Source organism: Klebsiella sp. HN106, assembly GCF_051209435.1.
In the GTDB taxonomy this organism is placed as follows: domain Bacteria; phylum Pseudomonadota; class Gammaproteobacteria; order Enterobacterales; family Enterobacteriaceae; genus Klebsiella; species Klebsiella oxytoca.
The window spans coordinates 805,275-824,547 of the sequence record NZ_JBLURD010000002.1 but is presented as its reverse complement, the minus strand read 5'-3'; the positions used below and the strand labels follow the sequence as shown (position 1 = coordinate 824,547).

18 protein-coding genes are annotated in these 19,273 nt (G+C 42.1%); 16 read left to right on the top strand and 2 right to left on the bottom strand.

Annotated features, from left to right (window positions below):
- The first annotated feature begins 35 nt into the window (after nt 1–35).
- From ACSIPU_RS10440 to ACSIPU_RS10365, 16 genes are all read left to right on the top strand, one after another.
- Nucleotides 36–1,682, top strand: a complete 1,647-nt coding sequence (locus tag ACSIPU_RS10440) for a ShlB/FhaC/HecB family hemolysin secretion/activation protein (protein WP_017146513.1) — start codon at nt 36–38, stop codon at nt 1,680–1,682.
- 18 nt (nt 1,683–1,700) lie between these two features.
- Nucleotides 1,701–2,069, top strand: coding sequence for a holo-ACP synthase (gene acpS, locus ACSIPU_RS10435; protein WP_004099485.1), 369 nt, complete (start codon nt 1,701–1,703; stop codon nt 2,067–2,069).
- Between the two features lie 18 nt (nt 2,070–2,087).
- Nucleotides 2,088–2,843, top strand: a complete 756-nt coding sequence (locus tag ACSIPU_RS10430; RefSeq protein ID WP_142478342.1) for an SDR family oxidoreductase — start codon at nt 2,088–2,090, stop codon at nt 2,841–2,843.
- Nucleotides 2,844–2,846: 3 nt separating this feature from the next.
- Nucleotides 2,847–3,395, top strand: coding sequence for a 3-hydroxyacyl-ACP dehydratase FabZ family protein (locus ACSIPU_RS10425; RefSeq protein ID WP_017146509.1), 549 nt, complete (start codon nt 2,847–2,849; stop codon nt 3,393–3,395).
- A 19-nt stretch (nt 3,396–3,414) separates the two neighbouring features.
- Entirely contained in the window at nt 3,415–3,696 is a 282-nt protein-coding gene (locus tag ACSIPU_RS10420; RefSeq protein ID WP_004099489.1) for an acyl carrier protein, read from the top strand.
- 31 nt (nt 3,697–3,727) lie between these two features.
- Nucleotides 3,728–4,888, top strand: a complete 1,161-nt coding sequence (locus tag ACSIPU_RS10415; RefSeq protein ID WP_017146507.1) for an aminomethyltransferase family protein — start codon at nt 3,728–3,730, stop codon at nt 4,886–4,888.
- A gap of 81 nt (nt 4,889–4,969) precedes the next feature.
- Entirely contained in the window at nt 4,970–7,531 is a 2,562-nt protein-coding gene (locus ACSIPU_RS10410; RefSeq protein WP_029496866.1) for a beta-ketoacyl-[acyl-carrier-protein] synthase family protein, read from the top strand.
- A gap of 4 nt (nt 7,532–7,535) precedes the next feature.
- A complete protein-coding gene (locus ACSIPU_RS10405; protein ID WP_004099492.1) occupies nt 7,536–8,756 on the top strand; it encodes a beta-ketoacyl synthase N-terminal-like domain-containing protein in 1,221 nt (406 codons plus the stop codon).
- Entirely contained in the window at nt 8,757–9,719 is a 963-nt protein-coding gene (locus tag ACSIPU_RS10400; RefSeq protein WP_004099493.1) for a hypothetical protein, read from the top strand.
- 76 nt (nt 9,720–9,795) lie between these two features.
- Nucleotides 9,796–10,440: an ABC transporter ATP-binding protein gene (locus tag ACSIPU_RS10395; protein WP_371297964.1), complete on the top strand. Its 645-nt coding sequence runs from the start codon at nt 9,796–9,798 to the stop codon at nt 10,438–10,440.
- Entirely contained in the window at nt 10,424–11,068 is a 645-nt protein-coding gene (locus ACSIPU_RS10390; protein ID WP_004099495.1) for a hypothetical protein, read from the top strand. Before ACSIPU_RS10395 ends, ACSIPU_RS10390 begins: the two co-directional genes overlap by 17 nt.
- On the top strand, nt 11,069–12,379 hold the full coding sequence (locus ACSIPU_RS10385) for an ABC transporter permease (RefSeq protein ID WP_196557687.1): 1,311 nt from the start codon (nt 11,069–11,071) through the stop codon (nt 12,377–12,379).
- 9 nt (nt 12,380–12,388) lie between these two features.
- The gene (locus ACSIPU_RS10380) at nt 12,389–13,177 is read left to right on the top strand and encodes an outer membrane lipoprotein-sorting protein (RefSeq protein WP_004099497.1); all 789 of its coding nucleotides are present in this window, start codon (nt 12,389–12,391) and stop codon (nt 13,175–13,177) included.
- Nucleotides 13,174–14,562 (top strand): hypothetical protein, encoded by a 1,389-nt coding sequence (locus ACSIPU_RS10375; RefSeq protein ID WP_004099499.1) that lies wholly within the window; start codon nt 13,174–13,176, stop codon nt 14,560–14,562. Before ACSIPU_RS10380 ends, ACSIPU_RS10375 begins: the two co-directional genes overlap by 4 nt.
- A 9-nt stretch (nt 14,563–14,571) precedes the next feature.
- Nucleotides 14,572–15,504 carry an ACP S-malonyltransferase gene (locus ACSIPU_RS10370; protein ID WP_004099500.1) on the top strand — a complete coding sequence of 311 codons (933 nt, stop codon included), beginning with the start codon at nt 14,572–14,574 and terminating at the stop codon, nt 15,502–15,504.
- Nucleotides 15,505–15,514: 10 nt separating this feature from the next.
- The gene (locus tag ACSIPU_RS10365; protein WP_004099501.1) at nt 15,515–16,501 is read left to right on the top strand and encodes a hypothetical protein; all 987 of its coding nucleotides are present in this window, start codon (nt 15,515–15,517) and stop codon (nt 16,499–16,501) included.
- Between the two features lie 150 nt (nt 16,502–16,651).
- On the opposite strand, the gene ACSIPU_RS10360 is transcribed toward ACSIPU_RS10365, so the two are convergent.
- Together ACSIPU_RS10360 and ACSIPU_RS10355 are read right to left on the bottom strand one after the other, a co-directional pair.
- The gene (locus ACSIPU_RS10360; protein WP_004099502.1) at nt 16,652–16,978 is read right to left on the bottom strand and encodes a hypothetical protein; all 327 of its coding nucleotides are present in this window, start codon (nt 16,976–16,978) and stop codon (nt 16,652–16,654) included.
- Between the two features lie 796 nt (nt 16,979–17,774).
- Nucleotides 17,775–19,160 (bottom strand): MFS transporter, encoded by a 1,386-nt coding sequence (locus tag ACSIPU_RS10355; RefSeq protein ID WP_004099503.1) that lies wholly within the window; start codon nt 19,158–19,160, stop codon nt 17,775–17,777.
- Between the last annotated feature and the right edge of the window lie 113 nt (nt 19,161–19,273).

The following is a 19,273-nucleotide window of genomic DNA, read 5'->3' as shown; positions in this document are numbered from 1 at the left end:
CAAGGGATTGCTGCTTTTACCTGTCAGGAAACGAAATGGATATTCGATATATTTTCAGCGCGGCCTTGATATTAATGAGTTTCAGCTCGAAGACGTTTGCAGACATGCCGCTCGGGCGTATGATAAAAGAACAGCAGAGTAATGATAATACATCAATCAAAGAACGGAAGATTGAAAAAAAAGATGTTTTTTCGCAAGCCGTACAGGAAATAGCGGTGGATAGCGATTTTCCACAAGAGACGCCATGCTATGATATTGACGAGCTTATTCTCGAAAATGACTTCCTGAACGATCGCTGGATCCAAAAAATTAAAAAAAGAATCACCGGTAAGTGTTTGGGGGTCAAAGGATTACAAAAAGCAGCTGTCGTTTTGCAGGATCACTTTATAAATTCCGGGTACATAACAACCCGAGTCGAGATACCTTCTCAGGATCTTTTGACTAAAAAACTAAAGCTGCGAGTTATTCCTGGGCGAATATCACAAGTTATTATATCTGATAATGATATAAGTACATGGGGGTTGCCCTTTAAGGAAGGAGATATTCTGAATGTCAGGGATATTGAGCAGGGGCTGGAAAATATACAGAGGACGCCTTGGGTTGATGTTAAGATAAATATCATACCTGGCGTTAACAACGGTACCAGTGAAGTTGAGATTAAACCTCAGCGTACTAAAAGATGGAATTTAAGAACAACATATAACAATTTTGGTGATAAAAGTACTGGCAACCAACTCTTAGGGACAACCGGTTATCTTTATAATTTAACGAAATCTAGCGATCTTTTTTATTTGGCCGGTACCAGTAGTCAGACAGGAGGGTATAAAAATGTTAGCACCTACTATAGTATCCCTTTTGGATACTCTGAATTAAGCCTTTTTTATAGTAGTAGTAAATCAAAACAGAGTATTGATGTTGGCCCCTATGATTTTGACTATGTGGGGAAGACGCAGTACTTCAGCCTTAAGGGATCACGAATGCTGCATCGTGATGCGAGTTCAAAGCTTTCCGCCAATGCAGAACTTATCAGACGCAAGTATGATTATACATTAGGGGGGGAAGAATTAGTTTTACAAAAACGCGATATGAGTAATTTGAAGCTCGGGGTAAATTACAAGAAAAATTTCCCCGGGGCCGTATTAGATTCCAGTTTAAGCTGGCAACGTTTTATCAAGGCCTTAGGAAGTACAGAAACGCCGGATATGCGTAACGGAGATGTAAGTCGCCAGAGTCAGATCATGAATCTGAATGTGAATTATATGAAATGGCTAACTTCATTACCTGTTGATGCTTATTATGAACTTAATCTCGGTGTACAGTATACGCCGGATAATCTTACTCTACAGGATCAGCTTACTATAGGCGACCGTTGGAGTGTTCGTGGCTTTGATGATAGTGGAGGAATTTATGGTAATAAGGGATTTTATATACAGAACACGCTCAATCTTATTACAGGTTATAAAAACATAACTCCCTATTTTGGTCTGGATTATGGCCAAATCATCGGTAAGGTCCCGGTGCAGGAGATTGAGAGTAAAAAAATAATGGGCGGCATAACCGGTTTAAAAGGAGTTGTTTATGGTTTGGAGTACGATTTATCCTTATCGAGCCCTTTTGTCTACCCCGATAATTTAAATGTAGATAAGTATAAAGTTAAGTTTAACTTTAATTACCAATTATAACTATCGTAGCGATAAATCATGCGTGTTGGTACGGATATTGTTGAAGTGGAAAGAATTATTCAGGCCTTGACGAACAGCAATTCTTGCTTTTTACAGAGAGTGTTTACTCATGCTGAGATTAATAAAATTAACCCGCACGACCCAAATTATGAGCGCGCTTCTGGGTTCTGGGCGGCAAAAGAATCAATTGTAAAAGCAGTAGGTTATGGGTTTAACAATAAAATCCGCTTTCATGATATTGAGGTCACGCATGATGAATATGGAAAGCCAGCGTTTTTGATAACCGGAAGACTGAAGGAAATCCTCGATGAGCAAGGAGTTGCTAATATCTCCTTAAGTATCTCTCATTGCCGTACTCATGCAATCGCAGTGACTATTCTTTGTTAATTAAGGTGATCAATAGATATGTATAATTATAATGACCTCGTTGATAAAACCGTATTAGTCACAGGCGCCAGCGGTGATATCGGTCACGCCATTTGCGGCAAATTTCTTGAGCAAGGATGCGTCGTTTATGCACTTTACTGCACCAATAAAACGCAGTTGAAGGAGCTTCAATCACATCATCCTGCTGGAAAAAAACTTCATCTCCTGCAGGGGGATCTATCGAATCAGGAAGATGTTGCGGCCATATGTGCACAATTATCCAGTGATAAAGGAAAACTGGATGTTTTAGTGAACAATGCAGGAATAGTGAAAGATAACCTCTTTGCTGCTATGACTTTTGATGATTTTAGCTCTGTTATTAATACTAATCTTCTGGGGCTTTTTCGCTTGACTAAAGAGGTCTTACTTTTGTTACGTTCGGCCCAGAACCCTACAATCATTAATGTTGCATCTATTGCTGCTATTGTTCCGAGTATTGGTCAGGTTAATTATAGCGCTTCCAAAGGTGCCATTTTAAGTTTCACACGAACGCTGGCCGCTGAGCTTGCGCCGCGGGGCGTACGAGTAAATGCCGTTGCGCCGGGAATGATCGAATCAAAAATGGTTAAAAAAGTGTCTCGTACGGTAGTGCGTGAAGTCACTAATTCAATTCCGCTTAAGCGCCTTGGGAAATGTGAAGAAGTTGCAAATACTATTGTTTATTTGAGCTCTTCTGCTTCAAGTTATATTGTCGGGCAAACCATCGTCATTGATGGTGGTATGGTTATGCGGTGATATATGTCAAAATTTAAGATCCCGACAAAAGTTTTTCTGGCTATGGGTGGGTGGCGCCAGCCATTGTTAATGGTAGATAGAATCGATGATTTTAAGTATGGCGAGAATGGGTATGTTAAAGTGATAAAGCATGTCACTTATAATGAACCGTATCTTCTTGGCCATTTTCCTGAAGATCCTATCATGCCAGGGGCTATTATTTCGGAGATATTTGGCCAGGCTAGTGAATATTTCTCTTTTTTGTGTGACATTTGCGATATTTATCAACTACGCACAGGGCGAGAATTTCTGTCTCTGCGTGATATCCACACATATATAGATCAACCTGATATGCTTGAAGTTATACATAAGCGTCGGGCACAGGTTCGTGGAGTACTGGCTGCGCAAAATTTGAAGTTTAAAGCCTCAGCTTATCCGGGGGATACTATTGAAGTGGTAAGTAAACTCGCGTTTTCTGATAATAATGGCTTTAAACATTACTCGGTTATTGCCAATGTAGGTAAGAAAATTATAAGCCAGGGCACCATTATCAATTTTCGGGAAGTTTTATAATTTATCGTAAGGGAATGTTATGACTGATATTAATGAGAAGATCGATCAAAGAAAATCAATACTTGTGACTATAAAAGCGGAGCTTATTCATCGGCTTAATATTCAACGTGAAGAGCATCAAATTGATGACGATACTCCTTTGTTTGGCAATGGACTGAAGCTGGACTCTGTTGATGCGACGGAGATTATCGTCATGCTTGATAAGGCTTTTAACATTCAAGTGCAAGAAGGGGATGATCCATCATATATGAGAAGTATTAATAGCCTTGCTTCATTTATTATTCAGAAAAAACATTCCTGATGTCAATCATGTTAATTTATAAAGGTGTTTTATGAGCTCGCTTTTCGATTTACATTTAAAAGATAATGCTGTGATGGGCAATTATAACAACCGGAGCATACCTTCATCCTATCATGATATTTTAGATGAATATAAAGCGGTGAGAGAGAATGCTTTGCTGGTCGACTACTCTCATATGGCCATTGTTAGCGTAACAGGTGAAGATGCATGGATTCTTGTAAATCACATTGCCTCTGCTGACATTTCAATTGTACGAGATGAACAAGGAATTTATTCACTCGTCTTGAATGACGACGGGACTATCCTTGGTGATATGTATGTGCTGTGTGCCATGGATGGTTATTATATATTGTCTGAAAATATTTCTGTTGCCAGGATTATAGAAGTCCTTAAGTTCGCAGCGGAAAAATATGATGATTTAGGTATTCAGGAGAACCCGGAAATAAAATCCATGGAAGACGATAACTGGGGGGCTATCATGCTTGAAGGGCCATATTCCTGGGAGTTGATGTCCGAGATCTATGGATATGATATCATCGGTCTTCCTTATTGCGAATACATGAATACTGAAGATGACTTAATTGTCTTCCGCTGCGGTAAGCATGGGGAGTTTGCCTATCAAGTAATTGGCCCTCAAAGTTTACTCGTTGAACTATGGGTTAAATTACAAAAGATAGGAGTTAAGTACTTACTTAAAACTGGCGGTTTGGATTACCAGCGTATAGTTCGCGTAGAAAATCCTGGCTGGGATCAAAGCATTTACGCAGAATATTCAACAAACCCTGTCGAATTACAATTGCAGTGGGCTATCCAGTATGACAAGGAAGATTTCATCGGCAAAGCTGCTGTTGAGCTGATGTCTGCCCAGAGTGCTGCTCGCAAAGTTGTTGGCATTGTTCCGTGCGTTAATTGCGCGTCGCTTAGCAAGGATGATAAAATCCTTGTTAATGGGCAGACCGTTGGGTTTATTATTAATGCTGTATATTCTCCGGCTGCGCAAAGTTGGATAGCGTTGGCGTTTATTAATACCCCTTATGCACTATCAGACATCGACGGTTACATAATAAAAACAGCGCACGGTGATATTGCGGCAAAAACTAAAACTTTACCATTTATATATAATTTCAGTTTGCTGGTTAACCCGACAACGCATAGCTATATTGATCCATCGAAAGCGAAAAGTGTTTTATAAAGCATAGAGTATTAAAGTTAACTTGCTAAACACGGTCGTTATTTTTTATTTGCTGTTTAAATCAAGGGTTTTCCGGATATTATGAAAACAAACAGGAAAAGAGTAGTTATTACAGGGATGGGCATCCTGTCATCTCTTGCGGATAATATTGAGGATTTCAGGCTAGCCCTGCTACAGAAGGAAAATGGTATTACTGATAGCGCACGTTTTTCAGAATGGTTTGAAAACGCACGGGCGGCCGAAGTACTACATGAAATCGATTGTCCTGAATTATCTGAGGAGATTATTGCCTCGCTCGATAACGCTGCGCTGTGGGCATATAAGGTTGGCAGGGACGCGTTGATACAGGCCGGCCTGGTTAACTGCCCTCGTTGCCTTGATGAGATGGGCTTAATAGTTGGCGTTTCCTCTGCGGGTACAGAAGCCTTCCTGCCGCTTTTTGAGCAGCGAATTCAGGATTTTTCCTTACGTAAGGCGATGTATTCCGGTGGCTTCTCTTCCTGCTGTTCCAGCGTTTCGACATTGTTAGGGCTGAAAGGTGGAGTCGAACTTGTTGCCACGGCCTGTACAGCAAGCCCTAATGCCGTAGGTATGGCATTCGATTATATTCAGAATGGCAAGAGTAGCGCTATGCTGGCAGTTGGGACGGAGCCGATCTATTTACCGACCTTTGCTGGCTTTTATGCTCTCAATGTCATGCATCCCGTATCCTGTTCACCTTTCTCTGGCCAATCCGGTATGTCAATTGGCGAGGGGGCGGGGGCTATTGTACTGGAAGAGTATGAACACGCCATTGCACGCGGCGCTACCATCTATGGCGAGATTCTTTCTTATGCCACATCCTGCGACGCTTACCACGAAACAGGGCCCGATCCGCGAGCCAGCGGAGCAGTACAAGTTATGTTAAAGGCCATGGCTAATGCGGGGATTACACCCGATCAGGTTGATTATATTAATGCGCACGGAACAGGTACTGAAGCTAACGATCAAATCGAAACGTTGGCGATGAAAAAAGTGTTTCGCGACATTGAAAATATTCCGATCAGTTCTACGAAATCCTACTTTGGCCATAATATTGGCGCTGCCGGAATCGTTGAACTTATAGCTTGCCTGGTCACTTTGCCTGACCAACAGGTACTACCTACCCTTAATTTCACTGAGGCACGGCCTAACTGCGATCTGGATTACGTCCCGAATGAGTTCGTAAAAAAAGATATTAATATCTTTATGAAGAATAACTATGCATTCGGGGGTAACAACTGCTGCATGATTGTAAGCACCAGGCCGGGCTCGGTTCCGGTGACTTCATATGAGGCCAAAAGGGTAGCGATAACTGGCATAGGAGCTGTATCCGCTATTGGGCATCGTATCAATGAAATACTTACGAATATTAGTCAAATTGAAAGCAGCGCCGTCGAGCTTGAGGAGATCATTTTCCCTCAAGATGTATTAATTGAAGCTGAAGAGCTGCTGCATGTTTTAATAAAGAGCAGGCAGTTTGAGGAGCTTTTTGGGGCAAATTATGGCATTGCCAGCTGTGAAGCATCGCATGAACCATCCACCTTTAAAACTTTCCAGGTCAAAGGGCTTGAGCCGCGTAAACACCTGCGTCGCTTCGATTCGCGTAAGGCTACTCGCGGCGGTACCTTCGCGCTAATTGCGCTTACGGAAGCGCTAAATATGGCTAAGCGACGTATTAAGCGCGATGGAGAAGAACTCGGTCTGGTTATGGGCATGGCGCGCGGGCCACAAGAGACAACTTATAAATATTTGCAGAGTCTGAAGCCAGACCCTGGAAAGGTACGTACGTCGGAGTTTCCTGGTTCACTGATGAATGCGATTGCAACTTTTTGCGGTATTTCTGAAGGGGTAAAAGGGTACACCACTACTCTTGCAACCGGTGAAAATGCGGCTCTTGGCGCATTAACTTATGGTTATGAGATCATTCGCCAGCAGCTTCAGCCGCAAGTTATTGTCGGGGGCGCTGATGAGTATTTCCCTTCCATGTCTCTATACATGGATGGGGTGACGCAGAAGATTCACGCGGCATCTGATGTCAGGGACTATCAGGTCTATGCTAAAGAAGCGAAGGGCTACGTACCTGGCGAAGGCGCCTGTATGTTAATGCTCGAAGATCCGCTTGCGGCCGCTGCGCGCGGCGCTGAGGTTTTAGCGGAAGTTGTCGGGTATGGTAAATCATGCAACAACAGCTATTTTGATGTTACTCAAATTGATGAAAAATCCAGCGCAATGGCCTTAGCCATCGAACGCGCGCTAAATGATGCAGGAATTTGTGCCAGAGATATCGATTTGGTGTGTGGCACCAGCAACGGAAGCATTGAGAATTCAACAATTGAGTTGAATGCCATATATGAATCATTTCGTCAGGTTAATCCAATAGTCCCGGTAGTCAACTACAACGCCTTTTTTGGCTTCGTGGCTTCGTGTGCAGGCTTGTTGAATCTGATCATACTTCTTGATTGTATTAAAAAGCAGGCAGTTCCTGCTATACCGTATACCAGTGACTTTGTTGATCAGCGTATAAATTTTGTGCGTCAGCCTCTGAATATCAAAATTAAATATGTATTGCTGGTAGGGGCGACGGAAGGCGGCAACTATTACGCAATTATTATCAAAGGATAATACGATGGACAGGAAGTCTATTATTTCTGGTTATAGCGTTCATTTACCATTTGCCGATGATGGTTCACAGCTCATTGCAAATCTGAAACAGGGAAAGCGTGTCAAAACCGCGCCTTGGTTCAAGTCGAATGATGAAGCTATTAAATGTGGGCTTCGTGGTAATGTCAATGTTGCAAAGATGAAATATAGTAATGATAGCATTCCTGAATTACTCTATCGCCTAATTGATGAGGCCTTAAGGCAGTCAATGCTGGATGAGAATTGTCTTCGAGAAGATAATATCAGAGTCTATATTACTGGTATAGGGCCTCGAGTTGATGCTATAGATTATCGTTCTTTCGCTACTTATAATGATATTGAAGATCTCGCGCTGACTCCTTCAATAACCAATTTATGCGCCAAAAATATGTCTCAGGATATAATTGCAGAGCTTTTGGCTAAAAAATATCGTTTGCGGTATCTACCACCGAATATTAATTGCACCAGTAACTCCGGGCTTACAGCCGTTCATCTGGCAAGCCATGCAATTGAGCGCGGTGGTATAGAGCTTGCTCTCATTATTAATATATCCCAGGTAAAATCTCAGGATATTTGGTTTCTCTCAACTCAATCAATGTTGGATACGGATCTTGTTCAACCGTTTGGTGTAAATAGCAAAGGGGTGATCTTTGCTGAAGGTTATAGCGTTCTGGTACTTGAAAGTGACCATCATCGCCTGGCTCGACAACTTGTTGATGGAGTGAGTATCAAGACGGCTTATAAACAGATTAATGCCAGTAGAAGTAACGATGTTTACTGGCAGAGTACCTGTATATTAAAACTAGTCAACCAACTCTTGAATGATACGAGAGTTAAAATTGAGGACGTGTGCGCTTTTATCCCTCATGGTAATGGTACAGCGTTCAGTGACAGCATTGAAGCGAAAGCTATTGCTATTCTGGCAGGGGAGAATATGCTACCAGTCCTCGCTTACAAAGGGCAAATAGGTTATACCGCTACTGGTTCAGGATTGGTAGATTTAATAATTGGTCATCATTCAGTAAGTTGTCATGAGTTAATAAAACCGGTAATTAATGAACCCATTGTTAATGGTATAGCTCACCACTTTCTTACCGGGCCGGGAGTAATAAAACATCACAAGAGTCATTTGCTTAAAACCGGCTTAGGGGTAGATGGTTCTATTATCGCAGCTTTGCTGTCCAATACCGCCAGGGAAGCTAGCTAAATGGATGATGCTATGCATTTATTATCGTTGTCTCTTATGGAGCCCGAGGCACCTTTATTTTTATACAGTCCCAGTTGGCTAAATGTTTGGGAAGCACATTCCTATGATATAGCTTTGAAAAATACCGATACAAATAGCTGGGCTTTTAAACGATTTGGTACTCGCGCAGATGCCTATGACAAAGAAGTAGTGAACAGAACTAATTACATGGCGTATATCTCTGCGTTAGAAAAAGTATCCGATGTCGCAATGCAGGCGTTGCCTCAGAAGGAACGTATGCTATTGATGAAATCACGAACTGCTTTTATCTATGTTGACTCATGGGGAGAAGCGGCTGGCTTTGAATATGATATAAGTACGCTGCATTTATCTACCATTGATACACTACCAAAAAATTTAGTAAAAAAGTTTTCTGTAGATAATGTGACATGCAAAATCCGCGGTGAAAAAAATGCGCTGATTCAGGCAATGCGCCTGGCGCAAGACTATTTAAGCTGGGATATCTTTGATTTTGTCATTGTTTGTGGTGGTTATCGTGCCATACCATTGTTAGCGTTTACCGCAACAAATATTAATCCTCGTAGTAAAATGAAAGAATCTCGAAAAATTCCTGGGATGAATTTATCAATCGAACGCGTAGGATGTTTTATTTTCAGTCAAACAACTGGTGATCTAAAAGTAAACTGCGGGCCCTATTTTAGCGCAGACTCATCACAGTATCAAAAAAATTATGCATCAGATATTGATCTGGTTGCATTTTCCGGCAGGGCCAGTTCGATAACGCCATTTTTTAACCATCCTGTAAAATTACTCGATCTTGAAAAGAAATATGGTTCTAGTGGTTGCATAACGCCTGCTTTGAGCTGGCATCATATTTTTCAGCACGCTTTTAAGGGTGGTCGCATGAGAACAATCTTGCCCGATTATAATGGCGGCTTAACTTATTTTGATACCTGGTATTAACCATGAGGCCACAGTGAGAGCTAATATTAAAGAATTGCCAGCTATTTCTTTGCATGGTATTTATAAAAATTATGGAATGGGCGAGAACGAGGTTGTTGCACTTAAAAATATCAATGTTGATATCGCTGCTGGCGAGTTTATGGCTTTATGTGGGCCTTCTGGGAGTGGTAAAAGCACATTGTTAAATATATTATCCGGAATTGATAAACCCTCCGCAGGGCATGTTTTCTTTCTCAATAAAAATATGAATGCATTGTCAGAGAGAAATCTGGCAGCAATACGTAGTAAGCATCTGGGATTTATTTTCCAGTTCTTTAATTTAATCCCGGTACTTAACGTGTTTGATAATGTTTTTTATCCATTGATACTTAATGGCCATTTCGATGCCAGAACTGCAAAGGAGCGAACCCTCCATTTTCTGAATAGCGTGGGTTTATCCGGCCTGGAAGACCGGAAACCGGGGCAGCTATCTGGCGGGCAACAACAGCGTGTCGCCATAGCAAGAGCACTCGCACATGAACCTCAGATTGTCGTTGCAGATGAACCTACGGGAAATCTCGACCTGGCGACGGGAGACGCAATTCTGGATCTTTTACTAGATATCAATCATCAAACGGGCACCACTTTTATTATATCGACCCACTCCACCCAGCTAACGGAACGTGCGCGCCGAGTGGTGGAAATCCGTGATGGAGAATTAGCTTATGATTCATATGAATAATTTCTTCAGGTTACTGTGCCTGAGCCTGTCTCTGGTTATTGTAGCCGCCACGGCGGCTCCCACTTATACGCCTGTAGTTGAAAGCATACTCCATAATGGGTTTCCAACTCAGCCTGACGTGTTAGCAAAAACTACTCAATCTCTATCCGATGAGTTCAAAAAGACCGGAAATATTGCTTCGCTGGTTTTTTATGCCTACGGGATGTTGAGGCAAGCAAACTATTTTTTGGCCACTAATGATATTATTAAGGCTTCAGAGTATGCTAAAACAGGCTTCTTTTATCTCGATGAAGCTGTGGATTTAAATCAAAACATACCACTCATCAGATATCTGCGTGCCAAGGTCGATGCGTACCTACCCGCCGAGTTGGGACGCTGCGTTATTACCCTCGAGGACACAGACATACTGCTAAAACAAGAATTAAGTAGCAGAATTCGAGATAACGTCAATGATATGCGCTACAGAGCATTTTATAACTGTAAACTTTATCAACAGGCTGGCCAATTATTATCAATATTACAGGTGGATAATCCAAATAAAAAAATTGATATGGCTTATAACGGTTCATCTACCTGGGAACTTGATGAAGTTACGCAAATTATTATACCCCTTATGAGGGCCAAATAAATGTCAATGAATATGATCTTTGTAAATGGTTTTGTGCTTATAATTGTTTTATTTATCATCTATTGTGTCGTTTTCCGCTTCCGTGATGCTAAGTTTTCTTTTTTGAATTTATTAAGGCATCGCAGAAGAACTTTGTCAACAATTTGTGCGATAATTCTTGGTGGTGTTGCCATATTTTTATATGGCGGCTTTATTAATTATTCTTTCTGGATTCTCCAGCAGCAAACAATCCGCACAAACATTGGTCATGTACAAGTTTATAACAAGGAGTACTTTGATACTGCAAACAAGAGTAAACATCTCATCAATAATTATGCTGCTCTAAAAAATGATATTATGCATAATTCTTCGCTAGCTAATGATATATCCACCCTTTCAGGGCAGCTTGAGTTTACAGGAGTTATTTCTCAATATGAAAATGAAACCTCAAGCTATTTTTCTGCTCAGGGGGTCGAGCCTTTACCTGCCTTGAAACTGGGTGCCTTTGATAAAATCATTTTAGGCAGTGATTTATCGCGCGCAAAACGTAATGAAATCACAATAGGCAGCGGGCTGGCAAAAACTCTTGCCGCGGGTTATGGCGACTGGCTTGATGTGATGGTAGTTAATACATCAGGTGGCCAGGGAGCTTTATCGTTAAAATTGCGTGGGATATTTGCATCCGGTATTAAAGATTATGATGATGTAGCATTGAAGGTTCCGCTAGATACAGCACAAAGGATTATGGGCACAGATGGCGTGAGTAAAGTACTTATATTGCTGAATAATAATAATGTTGATGAATTTATAGTTAAGTTGAATAAATATATTGTTGACAATAAGTTGCCGCTGGTTGTGAAGGACTGGAAAGAAACATCTATTTTTTATCAACAGGTCGAGGGAATGCTCTCAGGCATATATTTCTTTATCAAACTTATTGTCGCGCTTATTGTCGTGTTTATGATTGGTAATTCAATAACGATGAATATTGCTGAGAGAACGCGTGAAATAGCCACCCTGAGAGCCATTGGTCTTGAGGCCTCCCATGTGACATTATTATTTTGGCTGGAAGGTGTTTTTATTGGCGTGTTTGGTGCCATGGGGAGTGTTTTGGTGGGATATTGTTTAGCTGCGATGATCAATGTTTATGGGATTGCTATGCCGCCATCCCCGGGTCAATCGATAGGATATACTGCGTTTATTAAGATTGATAATGTCGAGCTTTTCTGGACTACGCTGGTTTTACCGATTTTAACGTCAGCTCTTGCGTCTGTTCTTCCTTCGTATCGCGCATCACGGCTCAATATTTCTGCGGCGTTTAAATATTCCTGAGGAATGAGTATGAAACACCTGAAACTGCGCTTACTTATTCTTATTACTTTTTTTTCTTCATCCTGGGTAATAGCCGAGACTCCGGCACCTCAGGCTATAGATATTATACGTTTGGCTGATGATATACGTTCGCCTAATGTACCTTTCCGCTATACGGTAACTGTTCTTGAATATAAAGAGGGTGGCGAGCAGCCGGAGAGTAAACAAATTCTCGATGTGTCAATGCGTTTTATGAAACCTGAAAATGGCTCGCGGGCAGATGCGCGTTCTTTAGTCCGGTTTATTTATCCTCCACGGGATAAAGGGAAGATTATGCTTTCTGATTGGTACGATCTCTGGTTTTATACACCTGAACTACGAAAACCGATACCTATTTCACCGGCACAAAGGCTGAGTGGGCAAATCTCAAATGCAGACGTTATCGTCACTAATTTTGAGTACGCCTACGATTCTACAATCGAAGGTACTGAACCTTGCGGACAGAAAGTCTGTTATAGACTATCACTGATACGCAAATCGGATAAGGTAACTTATCCAAAGGTGATATACCTTGTAGAACAAGGAGATGATTTCAGGCCTTACCAGGCATCTTATTACTCCCTTGATAACCAATTGCTCAAAAAAGTCTCCTATAAAAATTACCAGAAAATTTTAGGTAAATATCGGCCATCTGAAATTGTCGTACAGAGTGCTCGATATGCAAAAGGCTATTCAGTGATGAAATATAGTAACGTAAGACTGGAAAAATTACCTGAGTATTTTTTTACAAAAGAGGCGATGTTAAGGGGGGGGCAATGAAAATATCTCTCTACGTCCTTATTCCCTTTTTTACTTTAGTCTCTACCCTGGTTCAGGGACACTGTCTGTCCGCAAGTGTGTTGCAAGATAATATGGATGTTACTTTGGCAGCGCAGATTTCATATGTAAATAAAGAACCGTCAATCTGGAAAATTGATGGTCGCAATCCGTACGTGGCCGACAATGTTTATAATGATATTGCGTTAGGCATAAAAGGTCAGTGCGATCTAGTGGATAATAATCTCAATATGGATTTTTCATTTTATTCTTTAGGTTATTATCCGATTCGCAGTCCCGGAGTCTTTGAAAAAGATAAAAATCGTGCAAGGATAATGATAGATCGACTGCGTTTTACCTATGCTTTATCTGATACAACACGCCTGGAAGGAGGGAAGCTGAGACCTTCAAAAGGGGCCTTTTTCTTAAGATCCCCCGCTACATTGCTGACAAATTATTATTCCGGTTTTAAAACAAACCGAATATATGGGCCAGCAATGGAATCAGCTTATAGCGAATCATTTTGGGGGGGCACATTATCTAAAGAGTATCAGGATTATAATTTTTTACTTACGCTAGCTCCCAGATTGAGCAGTATCGATAAGTACTATGAATCATCAGGCAACTGGTCTGCAGCACAACGCTCAAATAGTGAAGAGCGTTACCTATTAACTTATAATGATTACCGACTAGCTAGTCATCGCCTGTCCGCTAATTTACTATTAGGCGATAATCCGGCGTTTTCATTATCAGAACTATATAATTATACATCACAGTTTTTAATTAATGCTGAGTTTTCCTGGCATAAAGGCCAGCAGTGGCGTCACTTCTCAAATGATAAAAAAGAGGCCGTACTGGCTGGCTCATTTCCATCCTCACTCTATTCTGTGGAGGATAAACAAGGCGTTGAGTTTGCGCTTGGCGGGCAGTATACAACTGATAGCTTTAGCGTATTCGGCTTAGAATACTATTTTCAGAGTGAGGGATATTCGAAAAAGGCCTGGCAGGAGCAGATTGATTTCATTCGCTTGATGGGATACAGGACTGGCTACGATTTTTTAGACCGGGCGTTTGATAGCTATAAGTATCTTATGGCCTCAGAGATTGGTAACACTTCAAATAAAGGCATGCTGTTATCCAAACATTACTTTAATACCTATTTTAGTCTGCGTAATAATGACCAGTCCACCCTGCAACCCTATGCAATGATAAATATAGCGGATGGCAGCGTATTATTTGGGGCCCATTTTATTAAACCCTTGCAAGGTAAGTGGGCGCCGTTTGAGTTATATGCCGGCGCATACAGCTCCCTGGGAGGTTCTGAATCAGAGTTTGCGCTATTTGGTGAAACACTAAGCATTTATGTCGGTTTTAAATACTATTTATAAGGATATTTTATGGTATCACAGCTATCAACACCTTCTGTCGCTCTTATCTTTGCAGGACAAGGTAACCCTGTTATTGGAATGGGGTCTGATTTGTGGGATCTGAATGCAGTCACAAAAAATATTTGGGACTGCGCGAGCGATATTACCCAAATTGATATTCGCCGTTTATGCGAGCGCGGGCCGATGAGTCGCCTGGTCCAGACAACGGCTCAGCAAGTTGCCGTTACGGCTATTAACGTGACGCTCTATTGCCTCTGTCTGGAAAAAATGCCTGATTTGCCAATCGTGGGTTCTTGCGGGCATAGCGTTGGCGAGTACAGCGCGCTTTTCGCTGCGGGTGCATTTAACCTGGAGGCGCTTTTTAGGATGATACATACCCGTTCAAAGATTATGAATGATTTAAGTAAAATTCATAAAGGAGCTATGCTCGCGGTTAAGGGCGCTGATTTTGAAACCTTAACTAACATGATTTCCGCATCTGGTATACCTGTCGAGGTGAGTTGTGATAACAGCTGTCGTCAGCAGGTTATCGGTGGCACGACTGCTGATCTGGGCCGTATCTCACAGATCCTTTATGGTGCCGGTTTAGAGGCGGTTAAACTGGGGGTTAGCGGCGCATGGCATACGCGTCTGATGGCCGATGGTGTTCAGATGATGCGCGATTTTTTGCAAAAAATCGATATTTGTTCGCCTAAATACAGCGTGCTGATGAATGTTACCGGGCAAGCAGAATTCCTTCCTGAGCAGATCAAAGAAAATCTGGCTCTACATCTGACGCATACGGTGCAATGGTCAAAATCTCTTACGGCTCATTTACAGAATTCTCAGCCGGTAACTTTTCTGGAGTTCAGCAATAAAGCTTATTTAGGACAACTCCTTTATGACTTCCGGCGTTTCGCGCCAGAAAATGTCGTGCATTGTAGAAAGCTGATTGGCTTGTAATGGAGGCGCTATGATCCCTGACTATTTAACATTTACTCGTTATCAGGATAAACGAGTGATTATTTATCTTTATCTTTTAACTATGTTTTTACTTTTCCTTTTCTGGAAAAACAATGGTTATAACTTACTGCCAAGTAATGTATTGAGCCTGAGCGTTATCCTGGCATTAATTGTCTTTTCTTTTATTTACGAGCTGAAAAACTATTGGGGTTATAAATGTGTCATGAAGCATATAGATTTTTCCTGTTTTCAGGGGAAAGCTATATCCTCGTATGAGGCGTTTTTGTGGCATCCGGCAGTGGTTACCTTCTCATACTTTGCGATCTTTTATCTTCTCATTACGAGCTGCCTGTCGTTTATGTCATCGGGTCATGCACTACTTTGTATTGCTATTATTTCGCCATTGGCTATTTACCTGGCGTTTAAATATGCACGTTATAGCTATGTGAAGCGAATGAAGGATTTTACTGCCCAAAAGGTAGTCTGGCGCAATCTACATCATTACGTCGGTTTTAATCTTTTTATCACCTTTTTAATGAATAGCTTGATAGTCAGCCCGTTAGCAAATGAGGATGATTTTTCTTTGGCGGATGGTTTTTTTTCAGCCAGATTAATGATAGCGATGTTTATTCTTTGCGTTATTGTTTTGTTTTTAGATATGATCTTCATCCGTCCATCGAAACGCTACATTTTTCTCGGGCGATTGTTCCTGAGGGAATTTGACTTCCATCTATCAAAGTCAATCCCCTGGCCATGGCTCTATAATAAAGCGATGTGGCTTAGATTATTCATGGTTTTAATCACTCAGTTTATTTGGATTGTATTGCTCAATGTCATTTTGGCATTTTCGGGATTGAGTATTTATTTTGAATTTTATTTTTTATCCTGCTCTCTGCCTTCATTTTTTTATTTCTATCTACATGCTTACTGGCATTGGCATAATGATTATATCGTCGCATGTGATATGTATTTTCGTTGCGATCGAATTGAACGTTAAAATGAAATAAAACTTACTAAGGAGATATGCACGACAGCATTGCAGTTTACAATCCTGAATGAGCGGATGTAGATTATATGTGAATGTTAATCTGAAAAGATGTATTGTTGAATGGATAAAGCCAGTCAGTTCCCTGACTGGCTTGGTTTTTTATTTCTGTAAAGAAGAAACTACGTCGCCCCAGTTCGTCGCTGCATCATAGACGAAGTTTGACCAGATACCTGATTTTTCATACATCATTGAATTCAGGTGATCTGCCAGTATGCTACCAATACTGGATGGGGAGCCACTCAGCAAGTTGCTAAGCATATCCAGAGAGGTTTCCAGCGCCGTTTTGGCAATGGTAAGGGAGCCATCAAAGCCGACTTTCATCAGTCCAAGTGCGGATTGAATAGTGAAATCAACCAGGGCACAAGGCAGGTCAAAGAGGCCAGCACCCGAGATATTTTCCATTTCATATTGTGTTAATTCTTTCATTTTTTATTCCTGTGCTATTACTATTTATAATTACTTAGTTGCGGGCAAGCTGAGTACACCCTCGTAAATATTAACCAGGGCTTTGTTTTGATAATAGTGAATATTTAAATGAACCGGTAATTCATTATGAATAGTTAACGTGATGATAAATTCGTGCTTCTAATAAAAATTCCGAATAATTGCGTTTTTTATAATTGATTGATTTTATATTTTATGGATATGGGTTTACTACCAATCTTTTATCTCTCTTACTGAAAGTAATCGCTATGTGGCATTTTTAGAACGTAATTTTTAAATTTTATGCTGCGGGTATTATGAATTCACATAGTGATGTTAGATTGTTTTATGTGAATGGCCCTATACTGCTATCCATAAAAATAAGCTATCTATAATTCACCGTCGCTTTCTTCGTTCTAATATAGATAATCCCTCAGGCAGTTCATGTTTGTCCTTTACCTATTTCAAAAAAGTTGTTTTTGATGTTTATCACCAGGTCAGAACAGCTGCACGGTGATAATCCCAGAGACTGAGCGGCGCTGCTATCCTCCCGGTGCGTTTATTGCGAAGCATCTCATGCCGCTTTCTGCTTGTCTGCCTGGGCTCAGCCCTCTTATGGGGAGGTGAAGTGGGGATTTGAAACGTAGCGTTAGCTTAAAGAAGATGAGAGGGATAACGCTAAACCAACGCTTAAAGCGGCGAAGATAATTGGGAGGGGAGACCGTCACGCAAGCTTTCGCCAGTACGCAGCAGGGACATCATACCTGCCACGTACCATGTCCCTGGCTGCTTAACCACTTTACGCGGGAACGGTCTGAACTGCCCCCTGCTTAATCACCTGCTCAATCTCAAAGCGGTTAGTCACCTTACTGTCGATTTTGATATACACCGAACGTTCGTTGTTAACTACCAGTACCTCTTTAACTCCTGCTTGAGCCTGTAGCCGTTGCTGTAGCATTTCATCCGCCACCACGTCGGCAGGGATCTCGACCCGCAGGCTACTAACGTAAGGCGGTTCGCTCATGGTGCTGGCCACCAGTAACCACAGCATTGCCAGCAGGGCGCCAAGCAGGAAAACGGTTTGTGAATCAAAAAAGCCGTCTACCCAGCCGCCTAGCGAACCGCCAATCGCGACTCCAAGAAACTGGCTGGTAGAGTAAATCCCCATCGCTGTTCCTTTGTAGCCGGCAGGTGATTCTTTACTGATTAACGAAGGCAGTAACGCTTCGAGCAGGTTAAACGCGAGGAAAAATAGCTGAACGCCGGCAACCAGTTCCCAGAAATAGCCTCCCGCTCCCCAAAGTACGATCTCGGCGATCAGTAAAATGGCAACGCAGAGCAGAAAAACGCGCTTCATTTTGCGCTTTACTTCGGCGTAAATAATAAACGGCACCACGGCAACAAAAGAGACCAGCATGGTGACCAGATAGATTTTCCAGTGCTCAGCTGCGGGAAAACCGGCAGCTTCCAACTGACCCGGCAGGGCAACAAAGGTGGACATCAGCATAATATGCAGGCACATAATGCCGAAATTGAGCTTCAGTAGTTTTGGCTCGGCAAGCACTTTGCTAAAGCAGCCTTTCACCATACCGGATTCACGGTTAAGCACGTGATTATGGCTATTTGGCACAACCCACAGCGTAAGCAGAATCCCGAGCATCGCCAGAGCGGCAATCATCCAGAATAAGGCGTGCAGGCCTAACTGGTGGGTGATAATAGGTCCGAGGACCATGGCGATGGCGAAGGTAATACCAAAGCTGACGCCGATAAACGCCATGGCTTTAGTGCGATTCTGTTCGCGGGTTAAGTCGGAAAGCAGCGCCATTACCGCTGCGGCAATCGCTCCGGAGCCTTGCAGCGCGCGGCCAAGAATAATGCCCCAGATCGATTCGGAAAGCGCGGCGATAATGCTGCCGAGAACGAAGATTAACAAGCCGCCGACGATAAGCGGTTTACGGCCAATGCGATCGGAGAGGAGGCCAAAAGGAACCTGGAATATTGCCTGCGCCAGTCCATAGATGCCTATAGCCAGGCCAATAAGGGCTTCACTTGCGCCCTGGAGCGCCATGCCATAAGTGGTCAGAACCGGCAGGACCATAAACATGCCGAGCATGCGCAGAGAGAAAACGGTCCCCAGACCCCAGGTTGCGCGCAGTTCGCCTGGCGTCATTTTGTTATCGTTCATTACCACCTCAATCTAAAAACTGCGCCTAGTGTAGTGGGGGGAGCCAGAAGCGTAAATAGATGTTTGTTTAACAGATATTACTGCTGTGTTGCACGATGAGGTGAGGGCGGTAG